This is a genomic window from Pseudomonas sp. LM13 (genome assembly GCF_041381355.1).
GTDB classification, from domain to species: domain Bacteria; phylum Pseudomonadota; class Gammaproteobacteria; order Pseudomonadales; family Pseudomonadaceae; genus Stutzerimonas; species Stutzerimonas frequens.
In genome coordinates, this window is the sequence record NZ_JACBXH010000004.1 from 46514 (window position 1) to 68232 (window position 21719).

Genomic DNA, 21719 nt, shown 5'->3' on the forward strand with positions numbered 1-21719 from the left:
ACGATGGATCACCGTGAATCGATAATCGCGTTGCGACAGTTCCTTTCCACCCAGATCCTGGGCCAGGAGCGCTTGATCGAACGACTGTTGATCGCCCTGCTCGCCGACGGCCACATGCTCGTCGAAGGCGCGCCGGGGCTGGCCAAGACGCGCGCGATCAAGGAACTCGCCGAAGGCCTGGAGGCCGAGTTCCACCGTATCCAGTTCACCCCCGACCTGCTGCCCGCCGACATTACCGGCACAGAGATCTATCGCCCGGAGACCGGCAGCTTCGTCTTCCAGCAAGGACCGATCTTCCACAATCTGGTGCTGGCGGACGAGATCAACCGCGCACCGGCCAAAGTGCAGTCGGCGCTGCTCGAAGCGATGGCCGAGCGCCAGGTCAGCGTCGGTCGCAGCACCTACGACCTGCCGCCCCTCTTCCTGGTCATGGCCACGCAGAATCCCATCGAGCAGGAAGGCACCTACCCGCTGCCCGAGGCGCAGCTGGATCGTTTCCTGCTGCACGTGAAGATCGGCTTTCCTGATGCCTCGGTGGAACGCCGCATCCTGCAGCAGGCCCGAGGCGAGGCTATCAATGGCGAGGCGGTACTCGAGCACAGGGTCAGCCAGCAGGCGATCTTCGCCGCACGCAAGGAAATTCTCGGCCTGTACATGGCCGACGCGGTGGAGGAATACCTGGTGCAGCTGGTCATGGCCACCCGCACGCCCGGCAAGTTCGATACCGAGCTGGCGGAATGGATCGCGTACGGCTCCAGCCCCCGCGGCTCGATCGCCCTGGATCGCTGCGCACGCGCCCACGCCTGGCTGGCCGGGCGCGACTTCGTCAGCCCCGAGGACATCCAGGCGATGCTCTTCGACGTGCTGCGCCATCGCATCATTCTCTCCTTCGAAGCAGAAGCCGCCGGCATCGACCAGGACCGCGTCATCCAACGCATTCTCGACGTGGTGGCGGTGGCCTGATGCAACCGCAGGCTTCCGAGGGCGGACGGCCGAGCGAGCCGGACCACGGCACACGCGTGACCCTGGCCGAACTCATCGACATCCGTCATCGCGTGCGGGAAGTGCCGTTGTTCTCGACGCCCAACCGGCGCAGCCCGCTGGTGGGCCTGCACCACTCCAAGCTGCGCGGCCGCGGCGTGGATTTCGATCAGGTGCGCATCTACCAGGCCGGAGACGATGTGCGCACCATCGACTGGCGCGTTACCGCGCGCACCCAGGAGCCGCACACCAAACTCTTTCATGAGGAGCGCGAACGGCCAATCTACATCGTCGTCGAGCAGAGCCCGCGCCTGTTCTTCGGCAGCGGCCGACTGTTCAAGTCGGTATTGGCGGCACAGGCTGCCAGCCTGATTGGCTGGGCCGCACTTAGCCACAACGACCGGGTCGGCGGGCTGGTGTTCGGAGCCGAGCAACAGGAGATCAAGCCACGGCGCAGCAAGCAGAGTTTGTTGCAGCTGCTCGACCGTCTGACCCGCGCCAATCGCCAGTTGCAACCAGACACCGCGCTCGATCCCGAGGCGTTCAGCCTGGCGCTGCGGCGTGTACGTGAAGTGCTGCGGCCCGGTAGCCTGTCGGTGGTTCTCTGTGACGAACGGACCCTGACCGACGCTGCCGAGCAGCAGCTCGGCCTGCTGGCGCGGCATGTCGATCTGTTGCTGCTGCCGATACACGACCCGCTCGACCACGCGTTGCCGGCGGCCGGGCTGCTGCGCTTCAGCCAGGGCAATGCGGGCCTGGAACTGGACACCCACGACGCCGGGCTGCGTCAGCGCTATCGTGAGCTCGGCGAGGCCCGCACCATGCGTTGGCGACGTCTGGCCGATCGCTTGCGGGTACCGTTGATGCCACTCGATACCCAGCGCGACCTGGTCGAACAGCTGCGCGAGCATCTGAGCGTCCAGCGACCGGGCAACCAACCATGAATCCCCTCGATCAACTCGAGCCGCTGATCACCCCGGAACCGATCGCCTGGTGGCCACCGGCACCGGGCTGGTGGCTGCTCGGGCTGTTGCTGCTGGCCAGCCTTGGCTTGTTCTGGCGACTTCGCCATCGACTGACCAGGCGCAAACCCCGCGTACGGCCCGAGCCGGAGCTGGATCCCCAGCGCCAGGAGGCGCTGGCCGAGTTGGCGCGCCTGCACAAACCCTACGGCGGACAGCCGGCCAGCCAGTGGCTGCAACAGCTCAACGCACTGCTCAAGCGACTCTGCCGGATCCGCTATCCGGCCAACCACCCGCATACCCTCAGCGGGCGCGCCTGGCTGGCGTTCCTCGACAACCGCTGCCCGGCCGCCGGACTGACGCGCTGGATGGTCCTGGTCGAGGGCGCCTATCGCGCCGAGTGCCGCCTGGACGACAAGGCCATCGACGGGCTCGAACAGGCCGTGGAAATCTGGATTCGCAAGCATGTTTGAACTGGCCTGGCCGTGGATATTCCTGCTGACCCCGCTGCCCTGGCTGTTGCGGGCGCTGCTGCCGGCGGCCGACAGTGGTGAGGCCGCATTGAAGGTCAGCTTTCTCGATGAGCTGCAGCACCTTTCCGGACGCCGCGCCCGGGTATCCTTGCCCTCGTGGCGGCAGCAGCTGCCCTACCTGACCATCTGGCTGCTGTTGCTGTTCGCGGCAGCGCGCCCGCAATGGCTGGGCGAGCCACTGCCCCTGCCGACCAGCGGCCGCGACTTGCTGCTGGCGGTGGATGTGTCCGGCTCTATGGACTACCCGGACATGCAATGGCAGGGCGAGGAGCTGACGCGCCTCGAGCTGGTCAAGGTGCTGCTCGGTGATTTCATCGAGCAGCGCCACGGCGACCGCGTCGGCCTGATCCTGTTCGGCAGCAAGGCCTATCTGCAGTCGCCACTAACCTTCGATCGGCGGACCGTGCGCGTCTGGCTGGACGAAGCGAGCGTGGGCATCGCCGGCAGCAATACCGCCATTGGCGATGCCATTGGTCTCGCGCTCAAGCGTCTGCGCGAACGCCCGGCGAACAGCCGAGTGCTGGTGCTCGTCACCGACGGCGCCAACAATGGCGGTGAGATCGAACCGTTGCTGGCGGCGACGCTCGCCGCGGAAGAAAACGTGCGCATTCACACCATCGGCATCGGCGCGGTACCAGAGGAAGGGGGCGTGCTCAGCCGCTTCGGCTTCAACCCAGGATTGGATCTGGACGAACCCACCTTGCGCGCCATCGCCGAGCAAACCGGCGGCGAATATTTTCGCGCGGCCTCCAGCGAACAGCTGCAAGCCATCGGCGAAGCCCTCGACCGTCTCGAGCCGGCAGTCCAGCAGCCGACCCAGGCACGTGTAGCCGAGGCCCTGTATGTCTGGCCGCTGTGCGCCGCATTACTGATCAGCCTGATGATGGTCGCCGCCAGTCTGTGGAGCGCACAGCTGCAGCGCCTGGCGTGGCGGCGGGAGCAGCGTCGATGAGCGAATGGCTGCCGCAGCTGCTGCGGCCCTACTGGCTGCTGATTCTGCCGCTGCTGATCTGGTTGCTCTGGCGATTGTGGCATCGGCAGTTGCAGGTCGGACGCTGGCAGCGCCTGCTGCCGGAAACCTTTCACGCGGCATTGCTGACCCGTGGGCGGTTGCGCCAAAGCCGTCTGCCCTGGATCGTGCTCGGGCTGGCCTGGCTGCTGGCAGTCGGTGCCCTGCTCGGCCCGAGCTGGCAGCGCTACGAGCAGCCCAGCATCAAGCGCAGCGATCCGCTGGTGGTATTGCTGGAGCTGACAACTTCGATGCTCGCCAGCGACGCGGCACCGACTCGCCTGGCCCAGGCCAAGCGCGAGCTGCTCGACCTGCTGGAGCGCCGCCAGGACGTACAGACGGCCGTCGTGGTCTACGCCGGCAGCGCCCACATCCTGGTGCCGCTATCGGATGATCTGGCCACCACCCGCAATCTGCTCGACGTTCTGCACCCGGCATTGATGCCCGAGCCGGGACAGCGTGCCGACCTTGCCGTCGAGAAGGGGCTCGCCCTCATCGAACAGGCTGGCCTCGGTCGCGGCCGCCTGTTGCTGATCGGCAGCAGCCTGGACGAGCAGGAACGCGACGCCATCCGCGCCTTGCTGAGCGACCAGGACGGGCGGCTGCTGATCCTCGGAATCGGCACCGAACAGGGCGCGCCGATCGCCGCTGAAAACGGCAGCTTCCTCAAGGACGCACAAGGCGCCATCCTGATTCCGCGACTGGACAGCGCCGGCCTGCAGCGCTTCGCCGGCTCGCTCGGCGGTCGCTACCAGCAGGCACGCATCGGCGACAGCGACCTGACTGCGCTCGGCCTGCTCGACGCCAGCGGTGCACTGCAACAGGAGAACGAGATGACGCGGCTGGAAGCCTGGCTGGATCAGGGCCACTGGCTGCTGATTCCACTGCTCCTGCTCACCGCGCTGGCTGGTCGCCGCGGCTGGCTGTTCTGCCTGCCGCTATTGCTGCTGCAAGCACCACCGGCCAGCGCCATGGAATTCGAGGACCTGTGGCTGCGCCGCGACCAGCAGGGCCAGCGTCTGCTGGAAGCGCAACAGCCGGCCGAGGCGGCCGAGCGTTTTACCGACCGCCGCTGGCAGGCCGTGGCCCGCTATCGTGCCGGCGACTACGCTGGCGCGGCCGAGCTGTTTGCCGAGGGCGACAGTGCCGCCGATCACTTCAACCGCGGCAACGCGCTGGCCCGCAGCGAAGCCTTCGAGGCGGCCATCGAAGCCTATGACCAGGCGCTCGAACGGCAACCCGACCTGCGGGCAGCACTTCGCAATCGGACGCTGGTCGAGGAACTGCTGCGCCGCCGCGAGCAACAACCTGAGCCCGAGCAGGCTGAGCAACAGGAGCAGGCTGAGCCGGAACAATCGCAGCCGCAGCAGCGACCGCCGGAATCCGGCTCGGCCAGTGCTCCGACACCGGATGACGCCCAGGGCCAACAGGCCAGCGAAGCCAGCGGTGCAGCGCAGGCCTCGGCAAACGAGAAGACCAGCGAAATCGACCCACTCCAGGCCAAGGCACAGCACGATGGCCTGCCCGATCTGGAAAGGGAGCAGGCGATGGAACAGTGGCTACGCCAGGTTCCCGACGAGCCCGGCGAGTTGCTGCGGCGCAAATTCCTTTACGAACAACGCAAGCGTCAGGAAGTGAACCGATGATGATGCGCCTGATGGCTATTCTTCTGCTCGGCCTTTTGGCCGTTCAGGCCAGCGCCGCTGGGTTGTTTGCGCGAGTGGATCGAACTCAGCTGAGCATCGATGAAACCCTCGAACTGACGCTGGAGACCCAGGGCGGTGCTGCCTTCGGCAAACCCGATCTGGAGCCTCTGGAGCAGCTGTTCGAGATCTTCGATACGCGCCAGGTCAACCGCCTGTCCAGCAGCAACGGCGAAGCCATGGCGAGCACCCGCTGGCTGATCACCCTGCGCCCGCGCCAGACCGGTTACGTGGTGATTCCACCGTTGCAGGTGGCGGACTGGCGCAGCGAGCCGATCACGGTGCTGGTGCAGGAGTCGTTGAAGGACACCGAAAGCGATCAGCTGGCGCCTATCTTCATCGACGCCAGCATCGACCAGGAAAGCGTCTACGTACAGGCGCAGGTGATCCTCACGCTGCGCATCTACCATTCGGTCTCGCTGTACGACGACAGCACCCTCTCCCCGCTGCAGATGCCCGAGGCGCTGGTGGAACGCCTCGGCGAGCCGCGCATGTACGAGAAGACCATCAACGGTATCCGCCATGGCGTCATCGAGGTGCGCTATGCGCTGTTCCCGCAGAAATCCGGTGAACTGACCATCCCCGCCCAGCTATTCAGCGCCACCACCGTCACCAATGGCAGCAACTCGGTGTTCGGCTCGCGTGGCGGTCGTTCCACCCAGGTTCGCTCGCCGAGCATCCCGCTGACGGTCAAGGCCAAACCGGTCGACTATCCAGCCGGCGCGCCCTGGTTACCGGCTCGCAGCCTGACGCTGGTCGAAGCCTGGAGCCCGGAGCCGCAGCAGGCCCAGGTCGGCGAATCGCTGACCCGCAGCCTGCTGCTCAAGGCCGAGGGGCTGACCAGCACGCAGCTGCCGGCGATCGGCTCCCCGCAAAACGCCGAACTGCGCCGTTATCCCGATCAGCCCAGCCTGGCCAACGAGGTCAGCGCAGCCGGCCTGGTCGGCAGTCGGGAACAGCGCGAAGCCTTGATCCCCACCCGCAGCGGGCCATTGCAGCTGCCCTCGCTCGAAGTCGTCTGGTGGAACACGGTCGAAGATCGCCTGGAGCGCACCACGCTTGAGGCACGCACGCTGGATGTCGCGGACAACCCGAATCTCGCCCCGCCAGCGACCGAGCCGCCGGTGCCGTCGGCATCGACGGCGGAGCAGGCCGTTGTCTGGCCTTGGCAGCTGAGCACAGCTCTGCTGGCGCTCACGACGCTGATCGGCTTCGGGCTGTGGCTGCATGCGCGCCGGCAGCCTGCGGTGCAGCGTGCGTTGCAACCCGGCCCTACCCCACGCAGCCTGCTCGACGATCTACGCCGCGCCTGCCAGGCCAACGATTCGCAGGCCACCCGCCAGGCACTGGACGCCTGGGCGCGGCAGCAACCGGAAACGCTGGCGGACATGGCGGCGCGTTTCGTGCCGCTGTCCGACGCGCTGGATGGCCTGAATGGCGCGTTGTACAGCGAAGCCGGCCAACGCTGGCAGGGCGATGCGCTGTGGCAGGCGATCCAGACCCTACCACCGGCCAGCAGTCCGAATCTCGATCAGGAACAGGGCGCATTGCCGCCGCTCTATCCACGCTGATGGCCGTCTATCGGCGGCCCTGGTGAACCTTGGGGCTGCTCGCGGCGGCATGCACCAAATTCTCGCTGGCATATGGCTTGCTTCAGGGTTGGCATAACCAATCTTGCGCACCGCGCCATCGGAAAAAGGCCATCAAGCATGACGGACCCCCTCTCGCCGCACCGACACGACGCACTGGCCTGGGTCGCCGGCAGCGATGCACCGGAAAAGAGCTCGGTCAACCTGGGCTTTCTGCCGCTCACCGATGCCGCCTCGCTGATCGTCGCCGCCACCCAGGGCTTCGCCCAGCCATTCGGGCTAACGCTCAACCTGCAGCGGCAGAACTCCTGGTCCGCGCTGCGCGACAAGCTGATCGGCGGCGAACTGGACGCGGCGCACGGGCTGTACGGCCTGATCTACGCGGTGCATCTGGGCATCGGCGGCAGCCCGGCGGTGGACATGGCCGTGCTCATGGGCCTGGCGCAGAACGGCCAGAGCATCAACCTGTCCGCCCCGTTGAAGGCCGCAGGCGTGACCGATGCCGAGGCACTGCGCGCCAGCGTGCGCCAAAGCGGTGCACGCCTGACCCTGGCGCACACCTTCCCCACCGGCACCCACGCACTGTGGCTCAACTACTGGCTGGCCGCCCACGGCATCGATCCGCTGCGGGACGTGAAAACGCTGGTGCTGCCGCCTTCGCAGATGGTCGCGCACCTGCGCGCCGGTCGCATCGACGGTTTCTGCGCTGGCGAACCCTGGGGGGCGCAGGCCATCTCCGAAGGTGTCGGCTTCACCCTGGCGACCAGCCAGTCGATCTGGCCGGACCACCCGGAAAAGGTGCTCGGCTGCACCCGCGCGTTCGTCGAGGAATACCCCAACACCGTCCGAGCACTGGTCATGGCCGTGCTGGAGGCGAGCCGCTTCATCGACCAGAGCCAAGAGAATCGCCGCAGCACCGCACAGCTGATTGCCGGGCGCGACTACGTCGATGCACCGCTGGCGGCCATCGAGTCACGCTTTCTCGGCCTCTACCAGGATGGCCTCGGCAATGCCTGGCAGGACGAGCATCCGCTGCGCTTCTTCGGTGAGGGGGCGGCGAACCTGCCCTATCTCTCCGACGGCCTCTGGTTCATGACCCAGCTGCGCCGCTGGGGCCTGCTGCGCGAAGACCCGGACTACCTGCAGGTGGCCAACCAGGTGCAGCAGATCGAACTGTATCGCCAGGCCGCCGGCGCGCTGGGCATCGCCCTGCCTGACACAGCCATGCGCAGCGCCACGCTGATGGATGGCAAACACTGGGACGGCAGCGATCCGGCCACCTATGCCCGCAGTTTCGCGCTGCATGCCATGGCAAGCCCTGCCATGGCTGCACTTTGAGAAGGACTCCGGCATGCTGCGTATCCTCCTGATCGACGACACCCCGCGGAAGATCGGCCGTCTGAAGAGTGCGCTGATCGAGGCCGGCTTCGAGGTCATCGACGAATCCGGCCTGACCATCGACCTGCCCGAGCGGGTCGAGGCGATCCGCCCCGACGTGGTGCTGATCGACACCGACTCACCCGGTCGCGATGTGCTCGAGCAGGTGGTGCTGGTCAGCCGCGATCAGCCACGCCCCATCGTCATGTTCACCGATGACAGCGACCCGGACGCCATGCGTCAGGCCATTCGCGCCGGGGTCAGTGCCTATATCGTCGAAGGCATCCAGGCCCAGCGCCTCAAGCCGATCCTCGACGTGGCAATGGCCCGCTTCGAAAGCGACCAGGCAATACGTGCGCAACTGCAGGCCCGGGAGCAGCAGCTGGCCGAACGCAAGCGCATCGAGCTGGCCAAGGGCATGCTGATGAAGATGCGAAACTGCAAGGAAGAAGAGGCCTACACCCTGATGCGCCGCCAGGCGATGAGCCGGCAGCAGAAGCTGATCCAGGTCGCCGAGCAGATCATCGCGATGAACGAGTTGCTCGGCGAATGAGCGCGCCCGGTCACGGTGCGCCAGGCAAGCTACTGCACCAGCGGCGGGCAGGCGCTACAGCGAATCATCGTGCGCCACCGCTGCCTAGAAACGCCGCTGCGCCCCAACCTAGTGGCATCGCACTGGCCGGCGAGCGTCAAGCGCGGAACTGGCAAGCCGCTTGCTTGGCTGGATAGGCCGAACCAACGAAGGTGTCGGCACAGACAAAGGCGTCCTCGACTGCATGTACGCATGCGGATCGGACGCCTTTTTTGTTGCGCGCTTCGCGCCCAAGGCTGGGGAGCTTCAAGATGACCATAACCGCGACCGTGGCGATCGCCTGCGCCCTGCTGCTGCTCGGCCATTACCTGAACCGCATGGCCACTGCCAGCCACACCCAGCGCGTGCGCGATCTGCGCGTACGGGCACTGCTGGAAGACCTGGAAATTCTGCGCCTGCTGCAACAACACCGCGGCCTCGGCGCGCAGCACGAGGCCGCCGCGGTTGCACTGCGCCATGCCGTGGCCGCCAGCCTGACCCAGCGTCTGCAACAGCGCAGCGCTATGCCCGATCCACACGCGGTCGCCAGTGACTGGGCGCAACTGCGCGACACGCCGGCCGATTTCGACGGCCATAGCCGCCTGATCGATAGCCTGATTGCCGCCATCGACGAGCGCGAGCCGCTGGGTCAGGCCTGCCGTACGCTGGAGGATGTGGCGCGCCTGCGAGGGCTGTGCGTGCTTGCCTCGAACCAGGGCGGTTGCACACCGGGCCTGCAAGCCCGTCTCATATCTCTGTGCCGACGCCTCGGCAGTGACCCGGACGTGGAGCTGAAACGCCTGATCGGCAAGCTGGAGCGCGGCGTGATCCACGCCCAACAGCCAAGGCTCAGCCCGCCGCAGTGCTTCGCACTGATCACGCCGTTGATCGACGCGCGCCTGCGCTCGATCCAGCAAGGTCTGCAGCAGGACAGCCTCCAGACGCTGCCCGGCATGTATAAGCAGGGGTGATGGGATCATGACCACGCTATCCGGCGACCGTAGCGGTGGCCGTGGAACCGGCCCAGGCCATGAGCGGTGGTCGCCTGTGGAGCGGCCTTCCCGCGAGGTACCGCCTTGGTGCTGGTCCATTCGCGGTCAGACCGTTCCGCACCTGCCCAGGGCGAGTGACACAGCGCTAGAATGCCCGCCTTCATTCGACGACCGAGCACCTCATGGCGCGCCTCAACCTTCAGTTTCCGGAAGACCAGTACTGCTTTTCCACCCAGCTCACCGTGCGGATCACCGATATCAACGCAGCCAACCATCTGGCCAACGACTCGATGATTTCGATGATCTCCGAAGCGCGGGCGCGCTTTCTGTTCGCCTACGGGGTGCCGGAGACGCGCCAGGACGGCAGCGGCATCATCGTCACCGACCTTGCCACCACCTACAAGGCCGAAGCCCACGCCCGCGATGCGCTGCTGTTCGAGGTCGGCGTGATGGATTTCAACAAGTACGGCGGGGACATCATCTTCCGCATCACCCGGCCGGCCGACGGCGTGCTGATCGCCATGGCCAAGTCCGGCTTCGTGTTCTACGACTATGGGCAGGCGCGGGTGGTAGCGATGCCCGAGGCATTCGCCGCCAAGTTTCCACGGGTCAACCGGATCGACTAGGCGCGCTCCAGCGCCTCGAGCAAGCGCTGCACATCCTCGCGATGGCACAGCTCGGTGCCCGGCCGCATCACCGTCGCGGCACCGGCCGCGATGCCCTGGCGCACCGCCGCGTCTACCGAACGCCCATCCGCCAGTGCCTGCACGATGGCACCCAACATGCTGTCGCCCGCCCCCACTGCGCTGACCACAGGCACCTGCGGCGAGCGCAGACGCTCCAGCCGTTCGCCATAGGCATACAGCGCACCCTCGGCCCCCAGCGACAGTACGACGATTTCGGCGCAGCCCCGGGCGATCAGGCTGCGCAACGCCTCCTGCTGCTCGACCTCGCTGATCAGAGTCCTGCCCATCAGGCTTGCAAGCTCGTCGAGGCTGGGCTTCATCAGGTACACCCCGCCACACTGAGCCGCGTAACGCAGCGGGTCGCCGGAGAGATCGACCACCAGCCGGGCACCGAGCCGCAGGCTCAGGGCGCGCAGGTCATCGAAGAAAGCCAGGTTCGTGCCGGGCGGAAAGCTGCCGCTCAGTACCACGTATGCAGGCGCCGGGCGCAGCGCCGCCAGCGTCTGCAGGCAGCGTTCCAACTCCTGAGCCGACAGCACCGGGCCAGGTAGCACGAAGCGGTACTGCAGGCCCGACTCCAGTTCATCGACGGTGAAGCTCTCCCGCGTATCGCCGGCGATGGGCACCGGGTGATGCACCAGTCCGAGCTCGTCGAGCGAGCGCCGCAGCAGATCGCCGAACGGACCGCCCGCTGGGTAGACGGCGACTGCCTTGCCACCGAGGGTCTTCACCACCCGGGCCACGTTGATGCCGCCACCGCCAGGGTCGTGGCGAGGCGCCGAACAGCGCAGCTTCTGGGTATCGGTGACCCGGGCGGTACTGACGGAAAGGTCCATCGCCGGGTTGAGTGTCAGGGTCGCAATCAGGGGCATCGCTCGCTCCTTGGCAAGTGCTGCCCAAGCCTACCAGCAACCGCGGAGACTGCACCGCCCTGCCCCGATTTGGCCCACCGCTGCGCACTCGTTGTGCAGCTGCCGCACCCGCCACGTGCAACTGAACCGCCGGGAACCACGCGCTACGGGCCTTCGCGATGGCTGGCACGCTAGATGCTTTGTTCTGGACACGCAGGCCAACGGCGGTCTGCCCATACGACAAAGGCGTCGCAACATTCCTGCTCCGGCAGGCGTGCTGCGGCGCCTTTTTGTTTTCCGCCTCGCCGATGGGGCGGATCGAGCAGCCCTGGCGGCCAACGCCGCGCCACGTAACGCCCTGGAGTCGATCCAATGAGCACAAGTTTCTGGAAAGCCGGCCACGCGCCGACCCTGTTTGCCTCCTTTCTCTATTTCGACCTGAGCTTCATGGTCTGGTACGTGCTCGGCCCGCTCGGCGTGCAGATCGCTGCCGACCTGGGCCTGACCACCCAGCAGCGCGCGTTCATGGTGGCGACGCCGATCCTCGCCGGCGCCGTGTTGCGCCTGGTGCTGGGCGTCCTCGCCGACCGCACCTCACCGAAGACCGCCGGCCTGTTCGGCCAGAGCGTGGTCATCGTTGCCCTGCTGGTGGCCTGGTTGCACGGCATCAACAGCTATGAGCAGGCGCTGCTGCTCGGCCTGTTCCTCGGCATGGCTGGTGCCTCCTTTGCCGTGGCGCTGCCGCTGGCCTCTCAGTGGTATCCGGCCGAGCACCAGGGCAAGGCCATGGGCATCGCCGGCGCGGGCAACTCCGGCACCGTGCTGGCGGCCCTGTTCGCGCCGGTCCTGGCGACGATCTTCGGTTGGAACAACGTGTTCGGCCTGGCGCTGATCCCGCTGGTTCTCACCCTGATCATCTTCGCCAGCGTCGCGAAGAACGCGCCCAACCGCCCGGCGCCGAAGTCACTGGCCGACTACCTGAAGGCGCTGGGCGACCGCGACAGCTGGTGGTTCATGTTCTTCTACAGCGTGACCTTCGGCGGCTTCCTCGGCCTGGCCAGCACCCTGCCCGGCTACTTCCACGACCAGTACGCCTTCGACCCGGTCAAGGCCGGCTACTACACCGCCGCCTGCGTGTTCGCCGGCAGCCTGCTGCGGCCACTGGGCGGTGCCCTGGCCGACCGCATCGGCGGCATTCGCGCACTGCTGGTGATGTACACGGTCGCCGCCATCTGTATCGCCGCGGTTGGCTTCAACCTGCCCAGTTCCACGGCCGCGCTGGCGCTGTTCGTGGTCGCCATGCTCAGCCTCGGTGCCGGAAACGGTGCTGTGTTCCAGCTGGTGCCGCAGCGTTTCAACAAGGAAATTGGCGTGATGACCGGGTTGGTCGGCATGGCCGGCGGTATCGGTGGCTTCCTGCTCACCGCCGGGTTGGGCGCGGTCAAGCAGTCCACCGGCGATTACCAGCTCGGCCTCTGGCTGTTCGCCAGTCTCGGCGTGCTCGCCTGGTTCGGCCTGCATGGCGTCAAGCGCCGCTGGCGCACCACCTGGGGTTCGGCAGCTGTGACCGCGGCGCGGGTGTAATGCCCAAGCAGATCCTGCAGGGCGCGAATATTGCTCTGCTGCAGTACGCAGCCATTCGAGAACGACCATGCCCCTGCGATTGAGCTATGGCGAGGCCAGCGGTGCCGGCCCGCGCGCAGAAAACCAGGACGCGATACGCATCGTCACCCCGGCGCCCGGGCTGGCCACTGGCAAGGGCTATCTGTTCGCCCTGGCCGATGGCGTCAGCCAGTGCGCCGATGGCGGACTGGCGGCCCGCGCGACACTGCAGGCGCTGGCCTTCGACTACTACGCGACACCGGAAACCTGGGCCGTCGCGCAATCGCTGGATCGCGTGCTGGTGGCGCACAACCGCTGGCTGCAGGCCAACGGTGGCAGCCAGCCGCTGCTGACCACGCTCACCGCGCTGGTGCTGCGTGGCCGGCGCTTCACCCTGGCCCACGTCGGCGATTGCCGCGCCTATCGCTGGAATGGCTCTCAGCTCGAGCGACTCAGCGAAGACCATGTCTGGGAACAGTCGGGCATGCAGCATGTCCTCAAGCGTGCGCTGGGGCTGGATCAACACCTGGTGATGGACTACCTCGACGGCGAGCTGCAGGAAGGCGAAAGCTACCTGCTGCTGAGCGATGGCGTCTGGTCCTACGTCCCCGAGCGCGACATCGCGCATATCCTGCACGATCAACCTGACCTCGACGCCGCGGCTCGGGCGCTGGTCAATCTGGCGCACCAGAGCGGCAGCCAGGACAACGCCAGCGCCTTGCTGCTGCGCGTCGAAGCCCTGCCCGAAGCGGTGCTGGCCGACGCCCTCGCCCAGCTCGATCATTGGCCGTTGCCGCCGAAGCTGCGCGCCGACCAGCTGTTCGAGGGCTGGCAGGTGAATGCACTGCTGCACGAGTCGCGGCAATCGCTGATCTACCGCGTGCTGGATGGCCAGGGCCAATCGTGGCTGTTGAAGACGCTGCCACCCAGCCGACAGGACGAGGCGGATGCCGGACCGGCGTTGCTGCAGGAAGAGTGGTTCATGCGGCGGGTCGCCGGGCGCAACTTCGCCGAGCTGCACCCGCTGCCAGAACGCCAACACCTCTATTACGTGCAGCGCGAGTACAGCGGGACGACGCTGGCGCGACGCTTCGAGCGGGACGGCCCCCTGCCACTGGCCGATCTGCTACAGGTCGCCTCCCGGCTGATCCGCGCGGTAGGCATGCTGCATCGGCGCAATATCCTGCACCGCGACATCAAGCCGGAGAACCTGCTGCTGGGCGAGGACGGCGAGCTGCGCATCCTGGATTTCGGCCTGGCGTTCTGCCCCGGGTTGTCCCGCGACCTGCCCAATCACCTGCCCGGAACCCCGAGTTTCATTGCCCCGGAGGCATTTACGGGAGCCGAACCCAGCGCAGCGCAGGATCTCTATGCGACCGGCGTGACCCTCTATTACCTGCTGACCGGGCACTACCCGTACGGCGAGATCGAAGCCTTCCAGCGTCCGCGCTTCGGCAATCCGACACCGGCCAGCCGCTATCGCCCGGACGTGCCGAACTGGCTGGAGGAAAGCCTGAGCCGCGCGGTGGCGGTCGATCCACGGCAGCGCTTCGAGACCGCCGAGCAATGGCTGCTTGAGCTGGAACAGGGCGAACAGCGCAGCGCCAGTCTTCGGCCACGCCCCCTGCTCGAACGCGAGCCGCTGAAGGTATGGCGCGGCATGGCGCTGCTGTCGCTGCTGCTCAACCTCTTGCTGGTCGTGCTGCTGATGAAGAGCGCCTGATTCAGCGCCGGGTGATCAGGCCCTGCCGCGCGACGCGGGTCAGCTCACGCACGCATTCTTCCAGGCGCTCTGCTGTCGGCGCCTGGATCACGGCCAGGTCGAAGCTGTCGGTGGCGAAACGCGCCAGCGACTCGTCGGCCGTGGCGAACTGGATAAGCAGGGCGCGGGATTTGCGATGACGTCGCGGCCAACCTTCGAGGTAGCGCAACAGGGATGGCTGGTGAGTACCACCCAAGAGGATTTTCGGATTGCTGGGATGCAGGCCGCTGGTGATCGGGGCCAGGCGCAACTGGGCGTGCTTTGCGTTCATCAATTCAACTTCCGCCTCGAGGATTCCGCTGGGCAGCGGTGGGAGGCGACACCGGAACCAGCGCTTTAGCGGTATTTCGAAGCCATCGGCTCCAGGCGCCCCGCAAGTAGCTGACTAAATCGGCGCATGGGCGAAACTTTAGAAAGCTGGCCGCAGCCTGTCAACGGCGTTTTTCAGAGTCGATCTCAGGGCGGATTCGCACCATCAGGGCGCAAGCCGCTGCATATCGGTGCAGCTGATCGGTCAGCGCCGCTCCACAGCAGGCGCTCAAGCCCTTGAAAACCGGCGCAATTGCAAGTTGGCACAGCCTCTGCAAAGCAGAACATCGAAGAATCATTACGACCTGACCCTCAACGTGGAGCGGCAGGTTTCCCGACTGAGCGGGACACGGACAAAGGCGTCCTCACTGGGTAACCGGTGGGACGCCTTTTTTGTTGTTGAAAAATTTCGAGCAGGCCGGGCGGCAGACATCGCTTGGCACGGAGAACGGGCATGAAGAAACTCAAACTGGTGATGATCGGCAACGGCATGGCCGGCGTGCGAACCCTCGAGGAACTGCTCAAGCTCACCAACGAGCTCTACGACATCACGGTGTTCGGCGCCGAGCCGCATCCCAACTACAACCGCATCCTGCTCTCCCCCGTGCTGGCCGGCGAACAGCAGTTCGAAGAGATCGTGCTCAACGACCTGGACTGGTACGCCGCGAACGACATCCGCCTCATGCTCAACCGCAAGGTGGTGAAGATCGATCGCGTCAAACGCCGGGTCATCGCCGATGACGGCAGTGAGGCCGAATACAACCGCCTGCTCATCGCCACCGGTTCCAATCCGTTCATCCTGCCGATTCCCGGCAACGATCTGCAGGGGGTCATCGGCTACCGCGACATTGCCGACACCCAGGTGATGATGGAAACCGCCAAGACCCACAAGCACGCGGTGGTCATCGGCGGCGGCCTGCTAGGCCTGGAAGCAGCCAACGGCCTCAAGCTGCGTGGCATGGATGTGACCGTGGTGCACATCGGTGACTGGCTGATGGAGCGCCAGTTGGACAAGACCGCCGGCACCTTGCTGCAAAACGCGCTGGAAAGCCGCGGCCTGAAGTTTCTCCTGCCCAAGCACACCGCCGAACTGCTCGACAACGGCGAAGGCCGGGTCTGCGCGGTCAAGTTCAAAGACGGTGACGTGATCCCCGCCGACCTGGTGGTGATGGCCGCCGGCATCCGCCCCAACAGCGAACTGGCCGAACAGGCCGGTATTCCGTGCAACCGCGGCATCCTGGTCAACGACACCCTGCAAACCTATGACCCGCGCATCTACGCCGTCGGCGAATGCGCCAATCATCGCGGCACCGCCTATGGCCTGGTCGCCCCGCTGTTCGAACAGGCCAAGGTCTGCGCCAACCACCTGGCCATGCTCGGCTTCGCCCGCTATCTCGGCTCGGTGACTTCGACCAAGCTCAAGGTCACCGGCATCGACCTGTTCTCCGCCGGCGATTTCATCGGCGGCGAAGGCACCGAGACCATTACCCTCTCCGATCCCATCGGCGGTGTGTACAAGAAGCTGGTGATCAAGGACGACGTGCTGGTCGGCGCCTGCCTGTATGGCGACACCGCCGATGGCGGCTGGTACTTCCGCCAGGTGCGCGAGGGCCAGAACGTCGCGCAGATCCGCGACCACCTGATGTTCGGCGAGGGCGCCATCGGCGACGCCGGCCACCAGGGCCAGAGCAAGGCCATGTCCATGCCGGACGACATGGAAGTCTGCGGCTGCAACGGCGTGTGCAAGGGCACCATCGTCAAGGCGATCCAGGAGCACGGGCTGTTCTCGGTGGACGAGGTGAAAAAGCACACCAAGGCCGCCAGTTCCTGCGGCTCCTGCGCCGGGCTGGTCGAACAGATTCTGATCAACACCGTGGGCGGCGCGGCCGACGTCAAGCCGAAGAGCGAAAAAGCCATCTGCGGCTGCAGCGACCTCAACCATGGCCAGGTGCGCAAGGCCATTCGCGAACACCATCTGACCAGCATTCCCGCGGCCATGGCCTTCATGGAATGGCGCACGCCGAACGGCTGCGCCACCTGCCGCCCGGCGCTGAACTACTACCTGATCTCCACCTGGCCGGGCGAGGCCAAGGACGACCCGCAGTCGCGCTTCATCAACGAACGCGCCCACGCCAACATCCAGAAGGACGGCACCTACTCCGTGGTGCCGCGGATGTGGGGCGGTGTCACCAATGCCGCCGAGCTGCGGCGCATCGCCGACGTGGCGGACAAGTATCAGGTGCCGATGGTCAAGGTCACCGGCGGCCAGCGTATCGACCTGCTGGGCATCCGCAAGGAAGACCTGCCGGGCGTCTGGAAAGACCTGGACATGCCCTCCGGTCACGCCTACGGCAAATCCATCCGCACCGTGAAGACCTGCGTCGGCAGCGAGTTCTGCCGCTTCGGTACGCAGAACTCGACGCAGATGGGCATCGACCTGGAACACGCGCTGTTCAACATGTGGTCGCCGCACAAGGTCAAGCTGGCCGTCTCCGGCTGCCCGCGCAATTGCGCCGAATCCGGTATCAAGGACGTCGGCATCATCGGTGTGGACTCCGGCTGGGAGCTGTACATCGGCGGCAACGGCGGCATCAAGACCGAGGCCGGCGAGTTCTTCGTCAAGGTGAAGAGCGCCGAGGAGGTCATGGAATACAGCCTGGCGTTCCTCCAGCTCTACCGCGAGGAAGCCTTCTACCTCGAACGCACCGTGCACTACCTGCAGCGCGTCGGCATGGATCACATCAAACAGGCCGTGCTGAACGATGCCGAGCGGCGCAAGGCGCTGCACCAGCGGCTGCTGTTCTCGCTTTCCTTCGAGCAGGACCCGTGGCAGGAGCAGCTTTCCAAGCCGCAGCTGAAGAAGGAATTCGACCGCATCGCCGTCAAGCAGCTGGAAAACGCCTGAGCACCGACCTGGAGGGACACCGCATGAACTGGCTCGATATCTGCGCACTGGATGAGATCAACCCGCTCGGCTCGCGCATCGTCGCCGGCCCCAAGGGTGACATTGCGATATTCCGCACCGCGGACGATCAGGTCTTCGCCCTCGACGATCGCTGCCCGCACAAGGGCGGGCCGCTGTCGCAGGGGATCGTCTACGGCAAGCAGGTCGCCTGCCCGCTGCACAACTGGCAAATCGATCTGGCCAGCGGCGAGGCCTTGGCCCCGGACGTCGGCTGCGCCCATCGTCACGCGGCGCGCGTCGAGAACGGGCGCGTGCAGCTTTCGCTGAACCCACGCAAGGAATGCGCGGCCTGAACACGCGCAATTGACCCAGCACCTTTTTCCAGGAGACGACGCCATGCGTATGACAACCGCCTCGACCTGCTGCTACTGCGGAGTCGGCTGTGGCGTGCTGATCGAGCACGACGGCGAGCGCATCCTCGATGTGGCCGGCGACCCCAGCCATCCGGCCAACCTCGGCAAGCTGTGCAGCAAGGGCTCGACCCTGCACCTGACCGGCGACCTGGGGGCCCGCGCGCTCTACCCTGAGCTGCGTCTGGGCAAGGGCCTGGCCCGCGGTCGCACCGACTGGGACAGCGCGCTGGAGCATGCGGCCAGCGTATTCGCCGAGACCATCCGCGAACACGGGCCGGACAGCGTCGCCTTCTATGTCTCCGGCCAGCTGCTGACCGAGGACTACTACGCCTTCAACAAACTGGCCCGCGCCCTGGTCGGTACCAACAACCTGGATTCCAACTCGCGGCTGTGCATGTCCTCGGCGGTGGTCGGCTACAAGCGCAGCCTGGGCGCCGACGCCCCGCCCTGCTCCTACGAAGATATTGAGCAGGCCGACTGCCTGCTGATCGCCGGCAGCAACATGGCCTACGCGCATCCGGTGCTGTTCCGCCGCCTGGAGGAAGCCAAGTCGAAGCGGCCGGAGATGACCATCATCGTCGTCGACCCGCGGCGCACCGACACCAGCGAACTGGCCGATCTGCACCTGCCGATCCTGCCCGGCACCGATGTCGCGCTGTTCCACGGCCTGCTGCATATCCTCATGTGGGAAGGCTGGATCGACCGCCGCTTCATCGATGCGCATACCGAGGGCTTCGATGCGCTGAAAAGCCTGGTGCGCGACTACACCCCGGCGATGGTCGCCGACCTCTGCGGCATCTCGGTAGATGATCTGCAAACCTGCGCACGGCTGATCGGAAGCGCTCCGGCCTTCCTCTCCCTGTGGTGCATGGGTCTGAATCAGTCTACCGCCGGCAGCGCGAAGAACAGCGCGCTGATCAACCTGCACCTGGCCACCGGACAGATCGGCAAGCCGGGCGCCGGGCCCTTCTCACTCACCGGTCAACCGAACGCCATGGGCGGCCGCGAAACCGGCAGCCTGTCCAACCTGTTGCCCGGCCACCGCGACGCGGCCAATGCCGAACACCGTGCAGAAGTGGCGGCCTACTGGGGTGTCGAGCAGCTGCCCGAACAGCCTGGATTGCCCGCCATTGGGCTGTTCGAGGCGGTGCGTGCAGGCAAGATCAAGGCGCTGTGGATCGCCTGTACCAACCCGGCGCAGTCGCTGCCGGACCAGCAGAAAGTCCATGAGGCCCTGGCCACCTGCCCCTTCGTCGTGGTGCAGGAAGCCTTCTTCACCACCGAGACCTGCCGCCACGCCGACCTTCTGCTGCCGGCCGCGAGCTGGGGCGAGAAGGAAGGCACGGTGACCAACTCCGAGCGCCGCATCAGCCATGTACGTCGCGCCGTGCCGGCGCCCGGCGAAGCCCGCGCGGACTGGGCGATCACTTGCGATTTTGCCCGACGGCTGGAACGTCATCTGCGTCCCGGCGCGCCGAGCCTGTTCGCGTTCGAGAGTGCCGAAGCGCTGTTCGAGGAGTACAAGCCGCTCACCGCCGCCCGTGATCTGGACTACAGCGGCCTGAGCTACGCACTGATCGACGCCCTCGGTCCGCAGCAATGGCCGTTTCCGCCAGGCAGCGAACTGGGCACCGCGCGGCTGTATGGTGACGGTGTGTTTCCCACTGCCACTGGTCGTGCGCGCTTTATCGCCGAGCACTACCAGGCGCCGAAGGAAAAGCGCGAGGCGCGCTACCCGCTGACGCTCAATACCGGCCGGCTGCGCGACCAGTGGCACGGCATGAGCCGCACCGGCACCGCGGCGCGGCTGTTCAGCCATGTCGAGGAAGCACTACTCGGCATGAACGCCGAGGACATGCGTCGCCGGCGTCTGCTGGACGGCCAGCTGGTACAGGTGAAGAGCCGCCGCGGCAGCCTGATCCTGCCGGTGCAGAAGGACGACAGCCTGCGTGCCGGCCAGACCTTCCTGCCGATGCACTGGGGCGATCGCTTTCTCAAGGGGCTGGGCTGCAACGTCCTGACCCTGGCCAGTGTCGACCCTTTGTCGAAGCAGCCGGAACTCAAGCACGCTGGCATCGAAGTCGAACAGGTCGAACTGCCGTGGCAGTTCTTCGCGCTAGTCGAAGGTGATGTGCAGCGACGCTTCGAGGCGCTGCGGCCATTGTTCGAAGCCTTCGACTACGCCAGCTTCAGCCTCGGCGGGCGCGAACGCTCGGCATTGCTGATCCGCGCCGCCCGGGATGCGACCCCAACGGCTGCCGAGCTGGACGCCATCGACAGCCTGCTCGGCCTCGACGAAGGCCCGGTGCTGGCCTATGACGACCCGCGCCGTGCTGTCGGCAAGCGCGTACGCATCGAGGAAGGCCGTATCGTCGCCCTGCGCCTGGCCGGCGAAACCGCCGCTCGGCAGTGGCTTCGCGGCCTCTGGGAAAGCGGCAGTGCCGATGCCGAACTGCGTCGCTGGCTACTGGCGCCCCTCAGCGCGCCGCCTGGCGGCGCGACGATCAATACCGACCGCACCCTGTGCAATTGCATGAACGTCAGCCAGAGCAAGGTCCGTGCAGGCATCGAGCGCGGTCTCGATCTGACTGGCCTCAAGCAGGAACTCGGTTGCGGCACCAGCTGTGGCTCCTGCGTTCCCGAAATCAAGCGTCTGCTGGCCAGCCAGCCGGAACGCGCACTTCTCTGATACCACCCAAGACGAGGATTTCCCTATGAGCGCAAAAGTCTGGCTGGTAGGCGCCGGCCCCGGCGACCCGGAACTGCTGACCCTCAAGGCCGTGCGCGCGCTGGGCGAGGCACAGGTGGTGATGATCGATGACCTGGTCAATCCCGCCGTGCTCGAACACTGCCCGAACGCTCGCATCATCCCCGTGGGCAAGCGCGGCGGCTGCCGTTCCACGCCGCAGGCCTTCATCCACCGGCTGATGCTGCGCTACGCCCGCCAGGGCAAGTGCGTGGTGCGCCTCAAGGGTGGCGATCCGTGCATCTTCGGTCGCGGTGGCGAAGAGGCCGAATGGCTGTCGGCACGCGGCATCGAGGTCGAACTGGTCAACGGCATCACCGCCGGCCTGGCCGGCGCCACGCAATGCGGCATCTCGCTGACCCAGCGCGGCGTGGCCCGCGGCGTCACCCTGGTCACGGCGCACACGCTCGACGACAGCAGCCCGGAATGGCAGGCGTTGGCCAAAAGCGGCACCACGCTGGTGGTGTACATGGGGGTCAGCAAGCTGGAGCAGGTACAGGTCGGGCTGCTGGAAGGCGGCCTTGCCGCTTCGACGCCAGTGGCGATGATCGAGAACGCATCGCTGCCGCAGCAACGCGAATGCCGTTCGAGCCTCGCCGACATGTGCCGAGATGCCCTGACCTTCAAGCTGAAGAGCCCGGCAATCCTGGTGATCGGCGAAGTCGCCGCCCAGGCTGCGTTCCAGGCGATAAGCCAGAGCGCCTGAGCGTAGCTGTCATGCGTAAGAA

Annotated in this window: 18 protein-coding genes; 16 read left to right on the forward strand and 2 right to left on the reverse strand. The window is 66.3% G+C overall.

The annotated features are described in order from the left end of the window. The first annotated feature begins 3 nt into the window (after nucleotides 1-3). The 10 genes from HZR81_RS05065 to HZR81_RS05110 all read left to right on the forward strand — a co-directional run bounded on the left by HZR81_RS05065 (nucleotide 4) and on the right by HZR81_RS05110 (nucleotide 10343). On the forward strand, nucleotides 4-963 hold the full coding sequence (locus tag HZR81_RS05065; protein WP_500127486.1) for an AAA family ATPase: 960 nt from the start codon (nucleotides 4-6) through the stop codon (nucleotides 961-963). Then, nucleotides 963-1925: a DUF58 domain-containing protein gene (locus HZR81_RS05070; RefSeq protein ID WP_253751215.1), complete on the forward strand. Its 963-nt coding sequence runs from the start codon at nucleotides 963-965 to the stop codon at nucleotides 1923-1925. The genes HZR81_RS05065 and HZR81_RS05070 overlap by 1 nt, the downstream gene beginning before the upstream one ends. Beyond that, complete coding sequence (locus HZR81_RS05075; protein ID WP_063541025.1) at nucleotides 1922-2416, forward strand: DUF4381 domain-containing protein; 495 nt, start codon at nucleotides 1922-1924, stop codon at nucleotides 2414-2416. Before HZR81_RS05070 ends, HZR81_RS05075 begins: the two co-directional genes overlap by 4 nt. Then, entirely contained in the window at nucleotides 2409-3428 is a 1020-nt protein-coding gene (locus tag HZR81_RS05080; protein WP_014596948.1) for a vWA domain-containing protein, read from the forward strand. The genes HZR81_RS05075 and HZR81_RS05080 overlap by 8 nt, the downstream gene beginning before the upstream one ends. Further along, the gene (locus tag HZR81_RS05085) at nucleotides 3425-5131 is read left to right on the forward strand and encodes a VWA domain-containing protein (RefSeq protein ID WP_500127487.1); all 1707 of its coding nucleotides are present in this window, start codon (nucleotides 3425-3427) and stop codon (nucleotides 5129-5131) included. The genes HZR81_RS05080 and HZR81_RS05085 overlap by 4 nt, the downstream gene beginning before the upstream one ends. Further along, the gene (locus HZR81_RS05090) at nucleotides 5131-6759 is read left to right on the forward strand and encodes a BatD family protein (protein WP_500127556.1); all 1629 of its coding nucleotides are present in this window, start codon (nucleotides 5131-5133) and stop codon (nucleotides 6757-6759) included. The genes HZR81_RS05085 and HZR81_RS05090 overlap by 1 nt, the downstream gene beginning before the upstream one ends. A gap of 138 nt (nucleotides 6760-6897) precedes the next feature. Then, on the forward strand, nucleotides 6898-8115 hold the full coding sequence (locus tag HZR81_RS05095; protein ID WP_500127488.1) for a CmpA/NrtA family ABC transporter substrate-binding protein: 1218 nt from the start codon (nucleotides 6898-6900) through the stop codon (nucleotides 8113-8115). Nucleotides 8116-8128: 13 nt separating this feature from the next. After that, complete coding sequence (locus HZR81_RS05100; RefSeq protein WP_013983023.1) at nucleotides 8129-8707, forward strand: ANTAR domain-containing response regulator; 579 nt, start codon at nucleotides 8129-8131, stop codon at nucleotides 8705-8707. 290 nt (nucleotides 8708-8997) lie between these two features. Next, nucleotides 8998-9696 (forward strand): hypothetical protein, encoded by a 699-nt coding sequence (locus tag HZR81_RS05105; RefSeq protein WP_500127489.1) that lies wholly within the window; start codon nucleotides 8998-9000, stop codon nucleotides 9694-9696. A gap of 203 nt (nucleotides 9697-9899) precedes the next feature. Further along, nucleotides 9900-10343 (forward strand): thioesterase family protein, encoded by a 444-nt coding sequence (locus HZR81_RS05110; RefSeq protein ID WP_011913518.1) that lies wholly within the window; start codon nucleotides 9900-9902, stop codon nucleotides 10341-10343. Here HZR81_RS05110 and HZR81_RS05115 read toward each other — a convergent pair. Further along, nucleotides 10340-11275: a 1-phosphofructokinase family hexose kinase gene (locus HZR81_RS05115; RefSeq protein ID WP_500127490.1), complete on the reverse strand. Its 936-nt coding sequence runs from the start codon at nucleotides 11273-11275 to the stop codon at nucleotides 10340-10342. The two genes, HZR81_RS05110 and HZR81_RS05115, sit on opposite strands and share 4 nt — an antisense overlap. Before the next feature lie 351 nt (nucleotides 11276-11626). On the opposite strand from HZR81_RS05115, the gene HZR81_RS05120 reads away from it, so the two are divergent. Both HZR81_RS05120 and HZR81_RS05125 read left to right on the forward strand, forming a co-directional pair. Beyond that, complete coding sequence (locus HZR81_RS05120; protein WP_267930610.1) at nucleotides 11627-12838, forward strand: nitrate/nitrite transporter; 1212 nt, start codon at nucleotides 11627-11629, stop codon at nucleotides 12836-12838. 67 nt (nucleotides 12839-12905) lie between these two features. Continuing rightward, complete coding sequence (locus HZR81_RS05125) at nucleotides 12906-14579, forward strand: bifunctional protein-serine/threonine kinase/phosphatase (protein ID WP_500127491.1); 1674 nt, start codon at nucleotides 12906-12908, stop codon at nucleotides 14577-14579. A 1-nt stretch (nucleotide 14580) separates the two neighbouring features. On the opposite strand, the gene HZR81_RS05130 is transcribed toward HZR81_RS05125, so the two are convergent. Further along, complete coding sequence (locus tag HZR81_RS05130; protein WP_015276770.1) at nucleotides 14581-14889, reverse strand: hypothetical protein; 309 nt, start codon at nucleotides 14887-14889, stop codon at nucleotides 14581-14583. Nucleotides 14890-15381: 492 nt separating this feature from the next. Between HZR81_RS05130 and nirB the strand changes: the two genes are divergently transcribed. The 4 genes from nirB to cobA are packed head-to-tail and all read left to right on the forward strand — an operon-like array spanning nucleotide 15382 to nucleotide 21697. Beyond that, complete coding sequence (gene nirB, locus HZR81_RS05135) at nucleotides 15382-17832, forward strand: nitrite reductase large subunit NirB (RefSeq protein WP_500127492.1); 2451 nt, start codon at nucleotides 15382-15384, stop codon at nucleotides 17830-17832. A 23-nt stretch (nucleotides 17833-17855) separates the two neighbouring features. Next, the gene (gene nirD / locus HZR81_RS05140; RefSeq protein ID WP_013983030.1) at nucleotides 17856-18185 is read left to right on the forward strand and encodes a nitrite reductase small subunit NirD; all 330 of its coding nucleotides are present in this window, start codon (nucleotides 17856-17858) and stop codon (nucleotides 18183-18185) included. A 43-nt stretch (nucleotides 18186-18228) separates the two neighbouring features. Continuing rightward, entirely contained in the window at nucleotides 18229-20934 is a 2706-nt protein-coding gene (locus HZR81_RS05145; RefSeq protein ID WP_500127493.1) for a nitrate reductase, read from the forward strand. A gap of 25 nt (nucleotides 20935-20959) precedes the next feature. Then, the gene (gene cobA / locus HZR81_RS05150; RefSeq protein WP_133456790.1) at nucleotides 20960-21697 is read left to right on the forward strand and encodes a uroporphyrinogen-III C-methyltransferase; all 738 of its coding nucleotides are present in this window, start codon (nucleotides 20960-20962) and stop codon (nucleotides 21695-21697) included. The last annotated feature ends 22 nt before the right edge of the window (nucleotides 21698-21719 follow it).